Origin of the sequence: Leptolyngbya sp. NK1-12, from assembly GCF_032598965.1 — a bacterium.
Lineage (GTDB): Bacteria > Cyanobacteriota > Cyanobacteriia > Elainellales > Elainellaceae > Elainella.
The window spans coordinates 6,481,649-6,497,949 of sequence record NZ_CP053586.1; the positions used below are offsets into that span (position 1 = coordinate 6,481,649).

The window sequence follows — 16,301 nt, forward strand, 5'->3', positions numbered from 1 at the left end:
TGCCGGTATAGTGGCGAAAGATCGAACGAAAGTCGGTCACCAGGATTGCTGAGCAATGCTCAGATTTTTTGTATCCAAGTTTTCGCAGCTCAGATTTCACTCAGCCCGATTAAATTACACGCTGAGTATTTTCGTTGTTCACCTGTGACGAACTTAATCAGGGAAAACTTTTTGCCCTATGTCTAGTGTTTTAATTCGCAAAGTGAGTCTTTTGCCGTTTACCCGACAGTCTGATGGCAGCCTCAATCTTTTTCTCCAGATTGCCGAGGTTTTCATAGAAGTATCTCAAACGTTGACTTGAGTGTGATTTTAGTTACGTCCTATTCAATTTTACGACTCGGTTCTATCTGATTACTCGCTTATCTTACACGAAACGTTTATTGAGGGATATCTGATGTCGAATCGATTTGTGCAACGCATGTCTCGCCGTACCGTGCTTGGAACAGGGCTGTTTTTAGGTACGAGCTGGGCGCTCAAAGCCTGCAATACGGCATCTGTTCCTGGCGGTACCACTCAAGCAGAATCACCAACCGCAGGAGCAGGTGGGCAGATTGTGACGGGATCGTTTCCTGGCACAACCGAAGCATTATTTCGAGAGTATGCGTCTTTGTTTAACCAATCGGGCAAAGGCCAATTGAGTATTGTGCCGTTGCTGGCGTTTGAGCAGGTGGCGCGTCTTAAGGCAGCACCCGATAATCCGCCATTTGATGTGGTGATTCTAGATGACGGGCAAACCGACATTGCCTTCAAAGAAGGACTACTCCAGCCCCTACCGGCGGACAAGATTACTAACCTTAGCAACATTGACCCCTTATTTATCAACGATAAGGGGCTGGCACCGACTTTCTACATGCAGGGCGTGGTGATTGGCTATAACCCAGAACGAATCAAAACACCGCCATCTTCCTGGCAGGCACTGCTAGATCCGAACCTAGACGGGCAAATTGGGCTGGTCAGCATGAACAGTATTTTGGGTACTTCATTTATGGTGGAGCTGGGCAAACTGCAAGGCGGCAGTGAATCTGATATCGAACCTGCGTTTGCAGCCTTGAAGCAAATGCTACCCAAACTCGGCGGCGTAGCAGCTAATCCGGGGGCGCTCTCAACTCTGTTCCAGCAGGGCGAGGTAGATATTGCACCAATCTGGCATAACGACGCTCTAGCCCTGAAGGCAAAGGGAGTTTCGATTGAGTGGGCGGTACCAGAGACGGGCATGACCGGAGCACGCTACAGCCTCAATGTCGTTAGTAAGCCAAAATCGGGGCTGGATTCCGCCGCGGCCTTTGTGGATATGGCCCTTAGCAAAGAAGCGCAAACGATGCTGGCCAGTTCACCCTACTATTATGTTCCGTCGGATAAAACGGTATCGCTAGCAGCGGCCATCACCGAGAAGATCGGTGCCAAAAACGCCACTGAGTTTATGAAGCAGGTCAACATTCTCGATTGGCAAACCATCAATCAACAGCGCGCTGCCTGGATCGAACGGTTCAACAAAGAAGTATCGGCCTAAGATGCAGCTAACCACACCTGATGGGACGATTCTTAGGGCTGTTGTTATGAAGAACTAACCATGAACCAATCGATGCACTCGTTTGTGCCGGCTGAGATGCCCGATCCAGCTCCGTATCATTTGCTCACCAGCATTGTGGCTCCTCGCCCAATCGCCTGGGTATCAACCATCAGTGCTGCTGGCGTTCCTAATCTTGCTCCCTACTCGTTCTACAATGCTGTAGCCGGATTTCCCCCCACCATTATGTTCTCGGTTTCCTATCGCCGCAGAGAGCCAAAAGAAAAAGATACGTTGCGGAATATTAAAGAGACTGGTGAATTTGTCTCCCATGTCGTCGATGAAGCAATGGCAGACGCAATGCTGCAAACAGCAGTCGAGTTTTCCTATGGCATCAGCGAGTTTGAAATGGCGGGATTGAAAACACTGGCGTCGGTGGATGTGCGTCCGCCTCGGATTGCCGATGCTCCGGTAGCGATGGAATGTCAGGTGACGCAAATCGTGCCGGTAGAGGGGGCCACCAATGTCATGGTGTTGGGCCGTGTCCTGCGATTCCATGTGCGCGAAGATCTATATCGGCCAGAGTTGGGCTTGGTGAATACTGTTGCCATGAAACCAATCACCCGTCTGGGTGGGTCAACTGAATATACAAAAATTGGCGAGTTGTTTTCTCCTGTGCTTAAGCAGGAAGGTAAGCCTGGTTGAAGTTGAAGTGGATGAGTAGATGAGTGGTCGCTGGCTTCTGCGTAGCAGTTGGGTGGTAGCTTGCTGATTGGCCTTCAGGTTGATCATCGTACTACTGTAGCAGTTCATATCCTTGAAAAGGTTTATCTGAAGGGCAGGATGTATGGTTAAGTAATCATTACAAATTGGAAAATTGTTTTTTGGAATACATTTTTACTTTCTGTATACAGTACACTGGCTGTTTATCTGAGTAGTCTCCGCATAGTGGCAAAAGTATAGATTTTGGTGCCACGACTGTTTGATTAATGCGATTTGGCAATACAGATTCGGTAATGATTTAGCGGTAGGTTTAGCAAAGCATACGGCAGTTCATTCGAGATCAAGAGGATTAAACGCATGGAGTCAGTTGAGCAAATTCGTCCGGTGATTGCCCCTGCCCCAGTAATGAAAAGCGATTTGGGGACTAGTCTTGTGCTTGAGCAGATTGTGCACCGTTTCGGAGAAATGGTAGCACTGAAGAATATCAACTTGAATATTCAGCCGGGTGAATTTGTTTCGCTGCTGGGGCCAAGCGGCTGCGGCAAAACCACGCTGCTGCGGATTATTTCCGGTTTTCTCAAGCCCAGTTCCGGCAAGATTTTACTAGACGGGCAAGCGGTAGAATCGCTTTCAGCCAGTCAGCGGGGAGTGGGCATTGTCTTCCAAAACTACGCGCTGTTTCCCCACATGTCGGTTTGGGACAATATCGCCTACGGTCTAAGGGCCAAACGGTTGCCAAACGCCAAGGTCAACAGCAAGGTGGGAGAAATGCTGGAGTTGGTGCAACTGGGGCATTTAGCCAAACGCTATCCTAGTGAATTATCGGGTGGGCAACAGCAGCGGGTGGCGATTGCCCGTGCTCTGGCTGTTGAACCAAAGCTGATGCTGCTCGACGAACCCTTCAGTGCCCTAGACAAAAACCTGCGGCTAGACATGCAGATCGAAATCCGGCGATTGCTGAGTGAGCAGGGCGTGACGGCCATTTTGGTGACGCATGATCAGGAAGAAGCGATGAGCATGTCGGACCGCATTGCGGTCATGTCCCAAGGCGAAATTCACCAGTTTGATACGCCCAGCCAGATCTACGACCAGCCCGCGACGCTGTTTGTCAGCACCTTTGTGGGAACCTGCAATCTGTTGCCGGCCAAGCTGATGGGACGCGACATGTCCGAATATCTCGTACAAGTGCCCGGTGGTGGCAGATTTCGGGTGGCCAGCCCGACCCCGATCCAACCGGATGACAATATGCTACTAGCCGTCCGACCGGAAAACCTGCGCATCCAGACGCAGCCAAGTTCCCATAGCCTGCCTAGTACGGTGGAAATGTGTTTGCCGCTAGGAGCGGTGACGGCCTATGAGGTACAAATCTCGCCGGATACGAAAGTGAAGGTGACACAGCCCCGCATCCCAGGCACTCGTCTCCTCGAAAAAGGGCAGCAGATCTATTTGGAACTTGCTTCTCCTCACGCCTGTTCGCTGTTTCCGGCAACAAGCTAACCTCAGTCAAGACGTGCTGCTGTTCCTCTCCTAATCTCCCCTTCAGAAAGGAGAAACCAAACTGACCTGGCTTGAAGTCCCCCTTATGAAGGGGGATTTAGGGGGATTTGAAGGGAGAACCCGAACTGACCTGGCTTGAAGTCCCCCTTCATAAGGGGGACTTAGGGGGATCTAGTTATCGAACTTTCCGCTAGTTATCCCTCTTTATGTAACGCTATTCATTCGCAACTGTAATCTGCTTTATCTCGATTGCATATACCGTCTCAGGAGTGGTTTAGGATCATGGATTATCGTTTGAAACGCCGGACTTTTTTAGGCGCAAGCTTTGGCGCAGGACTGACAATCGCGGGATTGAACGCTTGCGCTAATCAATCGGCTGAAGGCGGCTCAGCCCAAGCTGGAGCGGACGGCAAGCTGGTCGCAGCAACCTACCAAGGCACCTGGGAAGATGCCCATCGCAAAATCTTGGTGCCTGCTTTCAAGAAAGCAACGGGGTCGGATGTAACCCTAGTGCCCATGTTTGCCGTTGATCAAGTCGCCCGGTTGCAGGCCGCAGGTGCCACGAATCCACCCTTCGATGTGGCGATTCTCGATCCGGGACCCTTAATCACGGCACCCAAGGATGAGATTTTACAACCCTTCCCAACCCAAGCAAGTAAGCACTACAACGACGTGCTGCCGCGTTACCAAAAGTCCGGCGGCGGGGATTGGGGACCGATTATTGGCCTCCAGTTTGTTGGCATCGCCTATAATCCCAAAAAGATTACCACCCCTCCTACCTCTTGGGCCGACCTCTGGAAGCCAGAATACAAAGGGCGCGTCGGTATTACCAACATGAGCAGCACGCTAGGCACCGGCTGGATGGTGGAAATTGCCAAAATGCATGGTGGCAGTGAGACGGATCTGGAGCCAGCCTTCAAAGCTGTGAAAGAACTGTTGCCCAACGTGGCAGCCATTGCACCCAACCTCGGTGCGCTTGGCACGCTATTCCAGCAGGGCGAGATCGATATTGCACCCCATAACCTCAGCAGCATTGCACTGCTGCAAAGCAAAGGCGTGGATGTGGATTGGGTGATTCCCAAGGAAGGCAGCTATGCGTTCGGTGCTTCGATGCATGTGGTGAAGAATCCGGTTTCCAGCGCTGAGCTAGCAACGGCCTATATCGATGCAGCCCTTAGTACGGAGGTGCAAACGGCAATGGCATCTGAACCCTACTTCATTGCCCCCGTGAATAAAAATGCGCCATTAACGGGAATTCTGGCCGAAAAAATTGCCAAAACCTTTGATGACTACGAGAAATACATCTATCAGGATTGGGAAACAATCAGTAAGCAGCGTTCGGAGTGGATTGAGCGATTCAATAAAGAGGTAACGGTTTAGTACTTGTGTAATTACTATCGACTGAATAGGCAACTTCTATGTCTGCTCATGACATCGTCTGTTTCACTCGTCGATCGCTGCTGGGAGCAAGTTTGTTTGCGGGCACGAGTTTCGCCCTCAAAGCCTGCGGCGTTACCACTAGCTCAACCGCTACCAGCGATGCTGCAAGTCCGGCAGGGGGCGGAAGTTTGATTGCGACTTGCTTCGCCGGCAGTTGGGAGCAGTTTTACCGGCAGGTGTTAGTGCCTGCCTTTGTGAAAGACACGGGAGGCGAAGCTCGGATTACCCCAATGGTATCTTTAGAGCAAGTTGCCCAACTTACAGCATCGCCGCAAAACCCGCCATTTGATCTGGCCTTACTGGATGAAGGTCCCTTCAACGCAGCTGCGAAGGATGAGCTATTTGAGAAGTTGCCGGTTGATTTAGTCAGCAACTACGCTGATGTATTACCCGAACTGAAAAATCCAGAAGGATGGGGGCCAACCACCGGCGTCCAGGTGATGGGCATTGCCTACAATCCCAAGCTTGTATCGACGCCACCTAGTTCCTGGAAAGACCTTTGGGGTTCTCAGTATAGAGGCCGGGTGTCGATGCAGGGCATGAAAACGACCCAGGGCACCTCCTTCATGGTGCAAATTGCCAAGCTGAATGGCGGCAGTGAGACCGATATCGAACCTGCGTTTCAGGCGCTTCAGGAACTCAAGCCAAATTTTGCAGGCATTGCCTCAAATGCCGGAGCATTGGCGACGCTATTCCAGCAGGAAGAAGTGGTGATTGCCCCTCACGACTTGAACAATGTGGTTGCTCTGAAGCAGAAGGGAGCGGATATTGACTGGGTGATGCCAAAAGAAGGCGGAATTGCCCTCCGCCCAGCGCAGCAGATTGTCAAAAATACTTCGGTTGATCCAAAGTTGGCGGCGGCCTTCATCAATGCCGCTCTCAGTACAGAGGTGCAGCAGGCAATGGCATCTGAACCTTATTACTTTGTACCATCCAACGGCAATGTGTCCCTCTCTGGCCTGCTGGAAGAAAAGCTGGGCAGCAACAGCGCAGCTAAAGTTCTGGAAAAGCTGGTGCTATTGAACTGGAATGAAATTAACAGAAATCGGACAGAATGGATCGAACGATTCGATCGAGAAGTTCAGGTGTAATTTAATTGGTACTTGATTGAAAACTCTACAAACTATTACAGAACACACCATGTCCAATTCTTTCTTTGCCAAAATGAGCCGCCGCTCACTGCTGGGTGCAGCCGCATTTACAGGGGCAGGCATCTTACTCAAAAGCTGTACCAACTCAGCCAGTACCGGCAGTAATGCAGCTAGTAATGCAGCTAGTAATGCAACCAGCAATACAGCCAGTCAAACAGGCGGCAAGCTAATCGCCACGACTTTGCCCGGATCCTGGGAGCAGTTTAACCGCACGGCGGTTGTCTCCAAGTTTAAGGCTGATACAGGTGCGGAAACCTCGCTGGTGCCGCTGGTATCAGCCGATCAGATTGCCAAGCTGAAAGCCTCTCCCAGCAGTCCTCCCTTTGATGTCGTGTCGTTGGACTATGGTGTATTTGATGGTGCACCCAAGGAGGAGTTATTTCAAAAGCTGCCGCTTGACAAGCTCAAGAATTACGCCGATTTGGCGGAGCGCTTCCAGAGCCAGGACACCTGGGGGCCGCTGATCGGGATTCAAGCGGTGGGCATTGCCTACAACCCCAAGGTGATTACCACGCCTCCCACCTCCTGGGCCGATTTGTGGGATGACAAATACAAGGGGCGAGTGGCGCTGATGGCCATGAAGAACAACCACACGATCGGCTTTATGCAAAAGGTCGCCAAAATGCATGGTGGCAGCACCGAAAATCTGGACCCAGCCTTTGCAGAACTAGAGAAACTGGCCCCGAATCTGGCCGGAGTGGTTGCCAATGCGGGAGCATTGATTACCTTGTTCCAGCAGGGAGAAGTAGACATTGCGCCGCATGATTTGAACAGCGTCAAACTACTCCAGTCGAAAGGCGTGGATATTGATTGGGTGATGCCCAAGGAAGGTGGCTTTGCCCTGACGCCTACCATGAGCATTGTCAAAAATCCCACCACTAGCGTAGATTTGGCTGCCGCCTACATCGATACGGCGATTAGCACCGATGTTCAGACCCAAATGACCGAGACGAGCTACGTGCTGCCAACTAACAAAAATGTGCCCATCCCGGCTGCAATTGCCCAAAAGCTTGGCAACAACTTGGATGAGATCTTGACCAAACTAGAATTTCTCGATTGGGCCACAATCAACAAGAACCGAACGGAATGGGTTGCCGAGTTTGACAAGATTGTACAGGTGTAAACCTGCTTATTCATCTGCTCATTCCAGGAGGTGTTTCTCAATGTCTTACCGAACTTATGAACGCCTGACTCGTCGCTCGCTCTTGGGAGCAGGATTGTTTGTTGGCACTAGTTTAATCCTGAAAGGCTGTAATACACCATCAGAGGCAACTAGCACCAGCAAAGGACAGCTCATCGTCACAACCTATGGAGGTTCCTGGGAAGAAGGACACCGCACCAAGCTCGTAGGCAGCTTTACGCAAAAGCACAATGCCGATGTAAAGGTGATCTCAGAGCCAGGTTTAGAGGCCGTCACCAAGATTATTGCGGCTAAACAAAATCCGCCCTATGACGTGGTGCTGATTCCAGAAGGACCGATGTTTATGGCAGCAGAGGAAGGGGTTTTAGAACCCTTTTCAGCGGAACTTAGCCAACACTACGCAAATATCTTGCCGCAGTACCACAACGAAGGTTTGGCTCCGATGGTTGCCTCTCAAGTCTTGGGCATTGCCTACAATCCCAAACGCATCTCGACACCTCCTACCTCACTGCTCGATCTTTGGAAACCGGGGTATCGCGATCGTGTCGGGCTGCCTTCTATCAAAAGCGGATTAGGCACCACCTTCCTAGTGGAACTTGCTCGCCTAGAAGGCGGTGGCGAAAACGACGCCGAAGCTGCCTTTAGAAAGTTGGCCGAGTTGCGACCTAATTTGGCTGCCGTTGCGCCGAATCCAGGGACCTTAGCGACGCTGCTTGAACAAGGGGAGATTGATATTGCCCCCCACTGGTTTGACTACATTAGCGGCATCAAAGCCAAGGGAGCCTCGGTAGATTGGATTGCGCCCACCGATAAATTAGCTTCCTCTAGCTCGTCGCTACAAGCAGTAAAGAATGCGCCAGCCGGTCGCGAATTAGCTGCTAGCTATATCGATCAGGCGCTTTCGTTGGACATCCAAACGGCAATGGCCCAGCCTCCCTACAATTTTTTGCCTACCCACAAAGATGCACCTGTGCCCGCAGAGTTGGCTACCAAGCTAGGCAAAACGACAATGACAGAACTGAGCGATATCTTGTTTATTCCCGATTGGAAGATCATCAACCAAAACCGTGCTGCTTGGATTGAACGCTTTAACAAGGAGGTCAAAATTTAGCATGAACATTGCCAAGTTATTCACACCACGGGAAGGGCAGTTGGCTCTGCCGCTGGCTATCTTCTTACATTTGTTTTATGTGATACCGCTGGCCGTTTTGCTGGCCTCCAGCTTTCAACAGGCTGCCGGTGTACCTGGCTTTAGTTTGGGGCAGTACGGCGAATTCTTTCGCGATCCGGTCAACCTGAAGGTTTTGCGCGATACCATCTTTCTCGGCATTCAGGTGACGCTGGCCTGTTTGATTTTGGGATATCCAGTCGCCTACGTGTTCGCGAATGCACCGGGGAAGTGGAAAGGAATCTTGACGTTTTTGATTCTGCTACCGCTGTTGACTAGTGCAGTGGTACGGACCTTTGGCTGGGTGGTGATTTTAGGCAAACAGGGATTGGTGAATACCTTCTTGCAGAACCTGGGATTAATTGGAGAACCGATCAAATTACTGTTTACCCATCATGGGGTGGCGATCGCCATGACCCAAATTCAATTGCCGCTAATGATTCTGCCAATCGTTGCCTCTCTTTCCCAGGTTGATCCACGCTTGGCGGCGGCCTCTGCCAGTTTGGGCGGCGGAGCTTGGCGCACTTTCTGGAAAATCATTTTTCCCTTGACATTACCTGGTGTCATCTCTGGCTGTCTACTCGTGTTTGCCATCACCGTCAGCTCCTTTGTGACTCCGTCAATTATTGGCGGCGGCCAAGTAATGTATATGCCAACGCTGATTTATCAACAGGCGGTCGTATTGCTGAACGGGCCGTTTGCAGCGGCTGTTTCGGCGATTTTGTTGGCGGTTGTATTGGCGGTTGTGATTGGCCTCAGCACGCTGGGTCAAAAGAGCCGTGCTTATATTCGTTAGGAGTTCACTATGTCATCTGCTGCGTCAACGAATACATCAACTCATGCACCAGCGCGATCGGCGTCCAGTTCTGCCACTCAGCTCGATCAGCTTTCCTTTAATTGGGTGATTGGCGGTATTGCGGTCTTCAGTTTGCTGATGCTCACCCTGCCCACCCTGATCGTCTTGATCGCCTCATTCAGTTCTGCCCAAACCCTGCGATTTCCCCCTCCTGGCTTTTCGCTGCAATGGTATCTGGCCCTATTCAACTACCCCGAACTGTGGTCGGCAGCCGTGACTAGCTTTCAGGTCGCGTTTTGGGCCACGCTTCTCTGTGTGGTGCTAGGCGTTTGCGCGTCTCTGGCAATGGCCGGAAGCCGTGCCCGCTGGGTGGCGGCAATGGATGCGTTGGTGATGTCGCCGCTCGCCTTACCCGGCATTGCAGTTGGTTTAGGCATGCTGACGTTTTTTAGCATGATCGGCTGGCGGCTGTCTGTGGTTACGCTGGTGATCAGTCACGTTGTTATCTGTATTCCCTATGTAGTTCGGACAACGTTGGCTAGTTTGACCCAGTTGGGTAACTCGCTGCGAGAAGCGTCAACGGTTTTGGGTGCCGGTCCGATCTATACCTTCTTTCACGTGACGTTGCCATTAATCAAACAAGGCGTAATTACAGGTGCCTTTATGGCATTCCTGAGTTCGTTTGATAATATTACCGTTTCGCTATTTCTATCCGATTCCCGCACCGAGGTGCTGCCAATTCGGATGTGGTCAATGATCGAGAACGATTTGGATGTCCGTGCGGCTGCGATTTCGGGCTTGCTAATCTTATCCACGGCATTGCTGATGATATTCATGGAACGAGTATCTGGCTTGTCGAAATTCTTGGTTAAATCTTGATATGAGTGGTGGCATTTCAGTGCATGTGGTGGATGTGACGCGAGGATTACCGGCTGAAAGCATGCAGGTGGAAATCTTTCAGCTGGGAGTGCCGGAACCGATCGCCGAAGGCTGCTTATCTAGCAAAGGTACCTTAGACCATCCAATTGCCCAAAAACAAGTTGAGCCTGGTGTTTACGAAGTGGTTTTTTACGTGGGCGACTTCTACCGTCAACTCGGCTATCCATTGCCCGATTTTCCGTTTGTGGACGTGATGCCGTTTCGGTTTGGAGTTAGCGATGTGCAGCAGCATTATCATTTGCCGCTCAAGGTTTCCCCCTGGGGGTTTTCCCTATTCCGGGGAGGGTAAATGGTGATAACCGCTGAAGCTGCGCTAGTGTCCTTACAGCAGGGCCAGATTTCTGCTGTAGAACTGCTGCAACTTTATCTGGAGCGCATTAAGCAGCGAGAGCCGCTCGTTGGTGCGTGGGAAACGCTCGACCTCGATTCTGCTCTTCAGCAGGCCCAGCGATGTGATGCAGCTCAAGCCGCAGGCCAACCCTTGGCCCCCCTGCACGGTATTCCAATCGGGATTAAAGACACCTTTGCCACCCGTGATTTCCCGACTAATTGGGGCACTCCCATTCACGCTGGACAACAGCTTGGCTATGATGCTGCCGTGGTAGAACGCTTGCGAGCGGCTGGGGCGATTATTCTCGGCAAAACCGTCACCACCGAGTATGCCATCGCCCGCCCCAACAAAACGCGCAATCCCCATAACCTAGAGCACACGCCGGGAGCTAGTTCTAGCGGTTCAGCCGCCGCTGTAGCAGATGGAATGGTGCCGGTAGCCATTGGCACGCAAATGGTGGGGTCAATCCTGCGCCCTGCTGCTTACTGTGGCATCCTTGGTTTCAAGCCCAGTTTTGGCACCATCTCTCGCTATGGCCTAATGCCAAGCTGCCGCGAGCTTGATCATGTTGGAATCTTTGCCCACACCGTTGCCGACATTCAACGAACGCTCAAGGTTTTGGCTGCCACCGATCCGCGTGACCCCGACTGCTACGGCACGCTTGCTCCCAGCTCGCCTAACCCTACTCCACCCAAATTAGCCCTGATGCTCGAACCCCACGCATCATGGCTAGAATCTGAAGCCAAAGCAGCCTTACTCGACACTGCAACCGCGTTGACTGCCGCAGGGGCAATCATCACCGAGATCGGCTTACCGCCAGAGTTTACGACTCATTTCGAGCAGATTAACGTTCTCGCCGCTGCTAGTATGGCCGCCAATCATGGTGCAGATTACGATCGCTGTGCCGATCAAATGTCGCCCAAACTACGGCAAGTGATTGAAGAAGGACGCCGCATTTCAGCCACGGCCTATGCCCACGCTAGACAGGCTGCCGTTAATTACACGCTTCATTTATCAAACCTGTGGCGAGACGTTGACGCAATTCTCACGCCTGTCACCACAGGTCCGGCTCCCCACGGCCTAGAAAACACTGGCTCCCCCATCTTCTGTGCCCTGTGGACCCTGTGCGGCTTGCCTGCCATTGCTATTCCAGTCCGAACCGCCAGCAATGGTTTACCGCTGGCAATTCAGCTGGTGGCCGCGCGATTGCGAGACTTTGATTTGCTAGCGCTTACTGATTGGGTGATGGGTTGCTTGTCCACTCATCCGCTGTCCAACTATGCCAATTGCCATTTGTACTGAGTTGAAACGTGACCATGATTAAACATGACTAAACGAGTGCTGCTGGGGATGCTCACCCCCTCTTCTAATACCACGCTAGAGCCAGTTACGAGTGCAATGGTGGCTGAGTTGCCCAATGTTTCAGCGCATTTTGGCCGCTTTCGCGTCACGGAAATTTCGCTGCGGGAACAGGCACTCGCCCAGTTTGACAATGCGCCCCTACTAGAAGCAGCTCGACTGCTGGCCGATGCCCATGTAGACGTGATTGCCTGGAATGGCACCTCCGCTGGCTGGTTGGGCTTTGAGGCCGATATACAGCTTTGCCAGGAGATTACAGCTGCCACCGGCATTCCGGCAACAACTTCAGTGTTGGCAATTGTAGAGATTTTGCGCGATCGTCACATCACGCAGTTTGGCCTGGTGACGCCCTATCTGATGGAGGTGCAGGAGCAGATCATCACCAACTTTGCCAAGGAGGGCTTTGACTGCATAGCTGAACAACACCTGGATCTATCGGTCAATTTTGCCTTCTCTGAGGTGACGGCTGATCAAATCACCGCCATGATTCACAAGGTTGCGGCAGCACACCCCCAAGCGATCGTCACTTTCTGCACTAATCTGCGAGCCGCGCCGTTGGTGAACAAGCTAGAGCAAGCGTTAGGTATCCCGATTTACGACACGATTTCTGCAGTGGTTTGGAAATCACTGCAGATGGCAGGCGTTGATCCAATTGGCGTGAAAGGCTGGGGGCGATTATTCACTGATGTCTATTAATTAATAGATTAATGTACATACAGCGTTTTTCACGCATATTTCACCCGTATTTTACTCATGTGAGGTATAAGGGGTGCGGGGGCAGTGCCCCTCCCTGCACCCCGTTTTTCGTACTTCACTAGCCTGAAAAAGGCTGTATGCTTCAAAGAATTAAACGACACTTTAAAGAATTAATTTCCATGTTTAATCATGCCTTGCTTCAAGGTGGAGAACAACGAATTAACTACTAAATCAACTGCCAAATTAACTACCAAATCAACAATCGTCGCAAGCAATGTATTCAGGCATATACACACCTTGCCACCTATTGATTAATTTTTATCTTGGCATCATATTAATCGCGTTAATCATTCACTGATAGCCATTTTGGCTGCAATTAGAGTACTTTTTTAGATAAGAAGCTTGTGCAGAACAATAAGTGGTTTTCCAAAATAATTTTTATGCTGCTGAACAGGGTATTGTCTATTTAATCTACCGATCAGCATATCTCTAATAGGCAATTCGACTCGGTAAAACCAAGCTCAAGGTAGATCTCACTCGGATTCCCAGAGCTTAAACTAGCAAGTAAAGTGTTTACTAACTATCGAAGTCCTATGAAGAAGTTACCTATTCCTTACCAAACTGGCGCTAAGCTTCCTCAAAGTGCTACAGCTGATGCCAAATCAAGAAACTCGGTTCTGCCTGAGTTGAAAACAACTGATAAGAAGTAAGGCACTGCAGTTGAAGTTGTGCCACAAGCAATTAGAGCTGAACAACTCAATCAAGGAAACGAGCAAGGAAACGAGATAGCGGTCAACCCTGATCGCTACTTTTTTATATTTTATTTAGCTTGAGTGCTAGAAACCAAGAAATTCAAGATTTGCTTCAGTGGCGCAATCAGACGGGGAATTATCATACACTCAATTTGGTGACAAGGAGTGACACACCGTTTATGCCCTACTTGTTTCAGCTTATTGATCGCTGCGTCCGCCAGTTTTATTGGGTTCCCCAGTTGGGTCGGTTTGGCTTGAGTCTGTTATTGGGCCTGGGATTTGTGCTGTTTTGCGGGATCCGCGCCGTAGCATCCGACACAGTTGTGCTGCAGTACTACGACCAACGATTATCGATTCCCCGCTCTGAGCTGCAAGCCTTTGCTGATACGGCTGAACTCTCGCCTGACCTAGAGTCTTTTTTGCAGCAAACCGAATCTGATCCGGCTCTGGTACGAACTTGGTTGACAACCCCCATAGCTCCACGTTTGGGTTCGGTGTTGCCTCAAGAATTTGCGCTGCTGCAAATCAACAAAGTCGTTGGTGAACCGTTGGGGCGTGAAGCGCTGGCCCCCCTGAGACAAGCATTGAGGCAGGCGATTGCGGATGACGAAGCCTTCTCAGTGATGGAAGTAATCGAGGAGTATCCGCAAAGCAATGTGCGGCTAGTACTCAGCAGTTTGGAACGGGTGTACACGGATGTTTCTCTGTATGTAACGCGATTGCAGCCTGTGCTGAACGTAGCTCAGAAACTGCTGCCTGAATTGGTTTGTGAATGTAATTTAACCCCAGCAACTCAAGCTTCTAGCCCAGCTTCCTATCCTGCTGCTGAATCCTTGGCCTATCAAAAGGCCCACACCGCATTGGAAACCCTCTTCACGACAGAGTTGATCAGTAACGACACCACACCCGCCAACTCAGCCACCTTATCCAAGGAAGCCGTCCTCATAGCTGATGCCCGCTCCACCAATGCAGACAAACGCATCGTTCTCGCCTTTGGCCCGTTTCGTCCCTCAATTACGCTCGGTGAGTTAGCTCAATTTGCCGCAACTGGTGAGCTGTCTCGCGGCTGGCGGTTTTACTTCAACGTTGCCAATGTCGATCAAGACAGCGTTCGCAGAGCGTTGTCCCAAACTATTAACCTCAATGCTGGCTTTCTCGATCGCAGCCTGAATACAGTGTTAGGCGAATTTGTCCTCTACGAAGTTGGGCAACTGGTGCAGACGCCTTCTGGAACAGCCAATATTCAAGCTCTGCGAGCGGCGCTGGTTCTTTCGACCCTAGAGGACAACCAACTGTCGCTACTGGAGTTTCTGGAAAACTATCCGCTCCAGCAAATTCAGCTCAACGGCCTGCGGTTAGCCCGACTTGGGATAGCGGCAAACCAATTGCAAGCACGAGGCGGGTTCGATGCCGTCGTGACGGATTTAGAAGGATGGCTGTTGCAAATTCAAGCCACCGCAGCCAAGCGAGTTTGTGACTGTGAAGCAATTGCAGCGGCCGCTAATCCGCTGGTGACTGCTCCCCTACCCGCGATTCCGCCCGAAACCGTGGCCCAGTTTTTACCCGCCAATTGGCAGTCTGTTGCTCCCCACCGGGAAGACCGAGGCATCATCAAAGTCGTGTGGCTGCGAGGCACGCCCTACGAAATGGGCTATCAGCATGGTCAGTTGCTGCATGACGAAATTGGCTCCTTGGGTGAGCGGGTGTTTACGGTAGCGCGGTTGGTTGGCAAGGGGTTGGCGCTAGGACGCTTAGCCGAGAATCGCACCTATCCCAGCCTGATCGAAGAATGCCGCGGCCTCACCGATGCTACGCAGGATCTGGGCATCACGATGGATGTGTGTATGGTGATGGCTTATGCCGATGTGTTCCAGGAAATTTTGGGCTACACCTTACCCAACGAGCTATTTTGGGAAGGTTGCAATCAGTTTGTTGCTACCGATGCGGCTACGGTTGATGGACGGCTGTATCACGGTAGCAGTGTCGATAACGACCAACGCCCGGTTCCCTATGTAATCAACAATCCGGTGATCTTTGTGCGGCAGCCCAACAACGGCTTGCCCCATGTGTTTGTCACCTATCCGGGTGCCATCTGGCCCAACTCTGGCATGAATGTGGCTGGCATCACGCTTGGCTTGGATACGGCCCATCCTGACAGTCCAGACGAGTTATCGCTAGTGGGCCGCAGCAATGTGCAAATTATGGCTAAGATTCTGGAAACGGCCACGAGTTTTGAGCAAGCCCGCAGTGTGATGGAAACCCAGCCCCGCGTCCGCGCCAATCTGATCATGATTACGGACGGCAAATCGAGACAGGCGGGCGTGTTTGAGTTTACCGGCAAGAGTTTAGCCGTGCGGCCTCTACAAGAAAATGGCGTCCTCTATGTCACCAACCACTTTGTACTGCCCGAAATGTACGAAAAGCAGCCGCTGCCGGTTGATCCCTCTAGTCAGTCGCGCTTCGACCGCTTTCAGCAGCTACTGGAGTCGGGCCTACCCACCTCCTATTACGGCCAGATCGACCCCCAGGTGATGGCGAGGATTCTGCGCGACCGCGTCAATCCCTATACCCAGCAGGCCAGTCCGCTGGACCAGTTCGACGATGATGCCAGCCCCGGCGGAAACGGTGCCCTGCGACAGGCCATGTATGATCCAGAACGGCTGAAGCTTTGGATTGCTGCCGGTCAACCTCCGGTACCAGAGAATCCCTTTGTCTGTTTCTCAATGGGTGAGCTGCTGAATTTCCCCAATCCGGCTCGCTGCGAAACTCCAGAACTGTGATGGGCGCTGTGATGATCACTA

Annotated in this window: 13 protein-coding genes; all 13 read left to right on the plus strand. The window is 51.5% G+C overall.

Translation table 11 applies throughout. The features are described from left to right. Window positions 1-394: 394 nt before the first annotated feature. The 13 genes from HJG54_RS27850 to HJG54_RS27910 all read left to right on the plus strand — a co-directional run bounded on the left by HJG54_RS27850 (window position 395) and on the right by HJG54_RS27910 (window position 16,280). Complete coding sequence (locus HJG54_RS27850) at window positions 395-1,510, plus strand: extracellular solute-binding protein (protein ID WP_316432499.1); 1,116 nt, start codon at window positions 395-397, stop codon at window positions 1,508-1,510. Window positions 1,511-1,570: 60 nt separating this feature from the next. Beyond that, a complete protein-coding gene (locus HJG54_RS27855; protein WP_316432500.1) occupies window positions 1,571-2,212 on the plus strand; it encodes a flavin reductase family protein in 642 nt (213 codons plus the stop codon). Window positions 2,213-2,587: 375 nt separating this feature from the next. Further along, window positions 2,588-3,727: an ABC transporter ATP-binding protein gene (locus HJG54_RS27860; protein ID WP_316432501.1), complete on the plus strand. Its 1,140-nt coding sequence runs from the start codon at window positions 2,588-2,590 to the stop codon at window positions 3,725-3,727. Between the two features lie 282 nt (window positions 3,728-4,009). After that, window positions 4,010-5,107, plus strand: coding sequence for an ABC transporter substrate-binding protein (locus tag HJG54_RS27865; RefSeq protein WP_316432502.1), 1,098 nt, complete (start codon window positions 4,010-4,012; stop codon window positions 5,105-5,107). Window positions 5,108-5,145: 38 nt separating this feature from the next. Beyond that, window positions 5,146-6,258, plus strand: coding sequence for an extracellular solute-binding protein (locus HJG54_RS27870; protein WP_316432503.1), 1,113 nt, complete (start codon window positions 5,146-5,148; stop codon window positions 6,256-6,258). A gap of 49 nt (window positions 6,259-6,307) precedes the next feature. Next, the gene (locus HJG54_RS27875) at window positions 6,308-7,441 is read left to right on the plus strand and encodes an ABC transporter substrate-binding protein (protein ID WP_316432504.1); all 1,134 of its coding nucleotides are present in this window, start codon (window positions 6,308-6,310) and stop codon (window positions 7,439-7,441) included. 40 nt (window positions 7,442-7,481) lie between these two features. Continuing rightward, complete coding sequence (locus HJG54_RS27880) at window positions 7,482-8,570, plus strand: extracellular solute-binding protein (RefSeq protein ID WP_316432505.1); 1,089 nt, start codon at window positions 7,482-7,484, stop codon at window positions 8,568-8,570. Between the two features lies 1 nt (window position 8,571). Beyond that, window positions 8,572-9,423, plus strand: a complete 852-nt coding sequence (locus HJG54_RS27885) for an ABC transporter permease (RefSeq protein ID WP_316432506.1) — start codon at window positions 8,572-8,574, stop codon at window positions 9,421-9,423. A 9-nt stretch (window positions 9,424-9,432) separates the two neighbouring features. Continuing rightward, on the plus strand, window positions 9,433-10,302 hold the full coding sequence (locus tag HJG54_RS27890) for an ABC transporter permease (protein WP_316432508.1): 870 nt from the start codon (window positions 9,433-9,435) through the stop codon (window positions 10,300-10,302). A 1-nt stretch (window position 10,303) separates the two neighbouring features. Next, complete coding sequence (locus tag HJG54_RS27895; protein ID WP_316432509.1) at window positions 10,304-10,651, plus strand: hydroxyisourate hydrolase; 348 nt, start codon at window positions 10,304-10,306, stop codon at window positions 10,649-10,651. Beyond that, complete coding sequence (locus HJG54_RS27900) at window positions 10,652-11,995, plus strand: amidase (RefSeq protein ID WP_316432510.1); 1,344 nt, start codon at window positions 10,652-10,654, stop codon at window positions 11,993-11,995. A gap of 24 nt (window positions 11,996-12,019) precedes the next feature. Beyond that, a complete protein-coding gene (locus HJG54_RS27905; RefSeq protein ID WP_316432511.1) occupies window positions 12,020-12,748 on the plus strand; it encodes an aspartate/glutamate racemase family protein in 729 nt (242 codons plus the stop codon). Between the two features lie 931 nt (window positions 12,749-13,679). After that, on the plus strand, window positions 13,680-16,280 hold the full coding sequence (locus HJG54_RS27910) for a C45 family autoproteolytic acyltransferase/hydolase (RefSeq protein ID WP_316432512.1): 2,601 nt from the start codon (window positions 13,680-13,682) through the stop codon (window positions 16,278-16,280). Window positions 16,281-16,301 lie beyond the last annotated feature (21 nt).

What these genes read in the sequence shown, in the direction of transcription:
- HJG54_RS27850 (WP_316432499.1), top strand. Translation starts at nt 395, where the DNA reads ATGTCGAATCGATTTGTGCAACGCATGTCTCGCCGTACCGTGCTTGGA.
- HJG54_RS27855 (WP_316432500.1), top strand. Translation starts at nt 1,571, where the DNA reads ATGAACCAATCGATGCACTCGTTTGTGCCGGCTGAGATGCCCGATCCA.
- HJG54_RS27860 (WP_316432501.1), top strand. Translation starts at nt 2,588, where the DNA reads ATGGAGTCAGTTGAGCAAATTCGTCCGGTGATTGCCCCTGCCCCAGTA.
- HJG54_RS27865 (WP_316432502.1), top strand. Translation starts at nt 4,010, where the DNA reads ATGGATTATCGTTTGAAACGCCGGACTTTTTTAGGCGCAAGCTTTGGC.
- HJG54_RS27870 (WP_316432503.1), top strand. Translation starts at nt 5,146, where the DNA reads ATGTCTGCTCATGACATCGTCTGTTTCACTCGTCGATCGCTGCTGGGA.
- HJG54_RS27875 (WP_316432504.1), top strand. Translation starts at nt 6,308, where the DNA reads ATGTCCAATTCTTTCTTTGCCAAAATGAGCCGCCGCTCACTGCTGGGT.
- HJG54_RS27880 (WP_316432505.1), top strand. Translation starts at nt 7,482, where the DNA reads ATGTCTTACCGAACTTATGAACGCCTGACTCGTCGCTCGCTCTTGGGA.
- HJG54_RS27885 (WP_316432506.1), top strand. Translation starts at nt 8,572, where the DNA reads ATGAACATTGCCAAGTTATTCACACCACGGGAAGGGCAGTTGGCTCTG.
- HJG54_RS27890 (WP_316432508.1), top strand. Translation starts at nt 9,433, where the DNA reads ATGTCATCTGCTGCGTCAACGAATACATCAACTCATGCACCAGCGCGA.
- HJG54_RS27895 (WP_316432509.1), top strand. Translation starts at nt 10,304, where the DNA reads ATGAGTGGTGGCATTTCAGTGCATGTGGTGGATGTGACGCGAGGATTA.
- HJG54_RS27900 (WP_316432510.1), top strand. Translation starts at nt 10,652, where the DNA reads ATGGTGATAACCGCTGAAGCTGCGCTAGTGTCCTTACAGCAGGGCCAG.
- HJG54_RS27905 (WP_316432511.1), top strand. Translation starts at nt 12,020, where the DNA reads ATGACTAAACGAGTGCTGCTGGGGATGCTCACCCCCTCTTCTAATACC.
- HJG54_RS27910 (WP_316432512.1), top strand. Translation starts at nt 13,680, where the DNA reads ATGCCCTACTTGTTTCAGCTTATTGATCGCTGCGTCCGCCAGTTTTAT.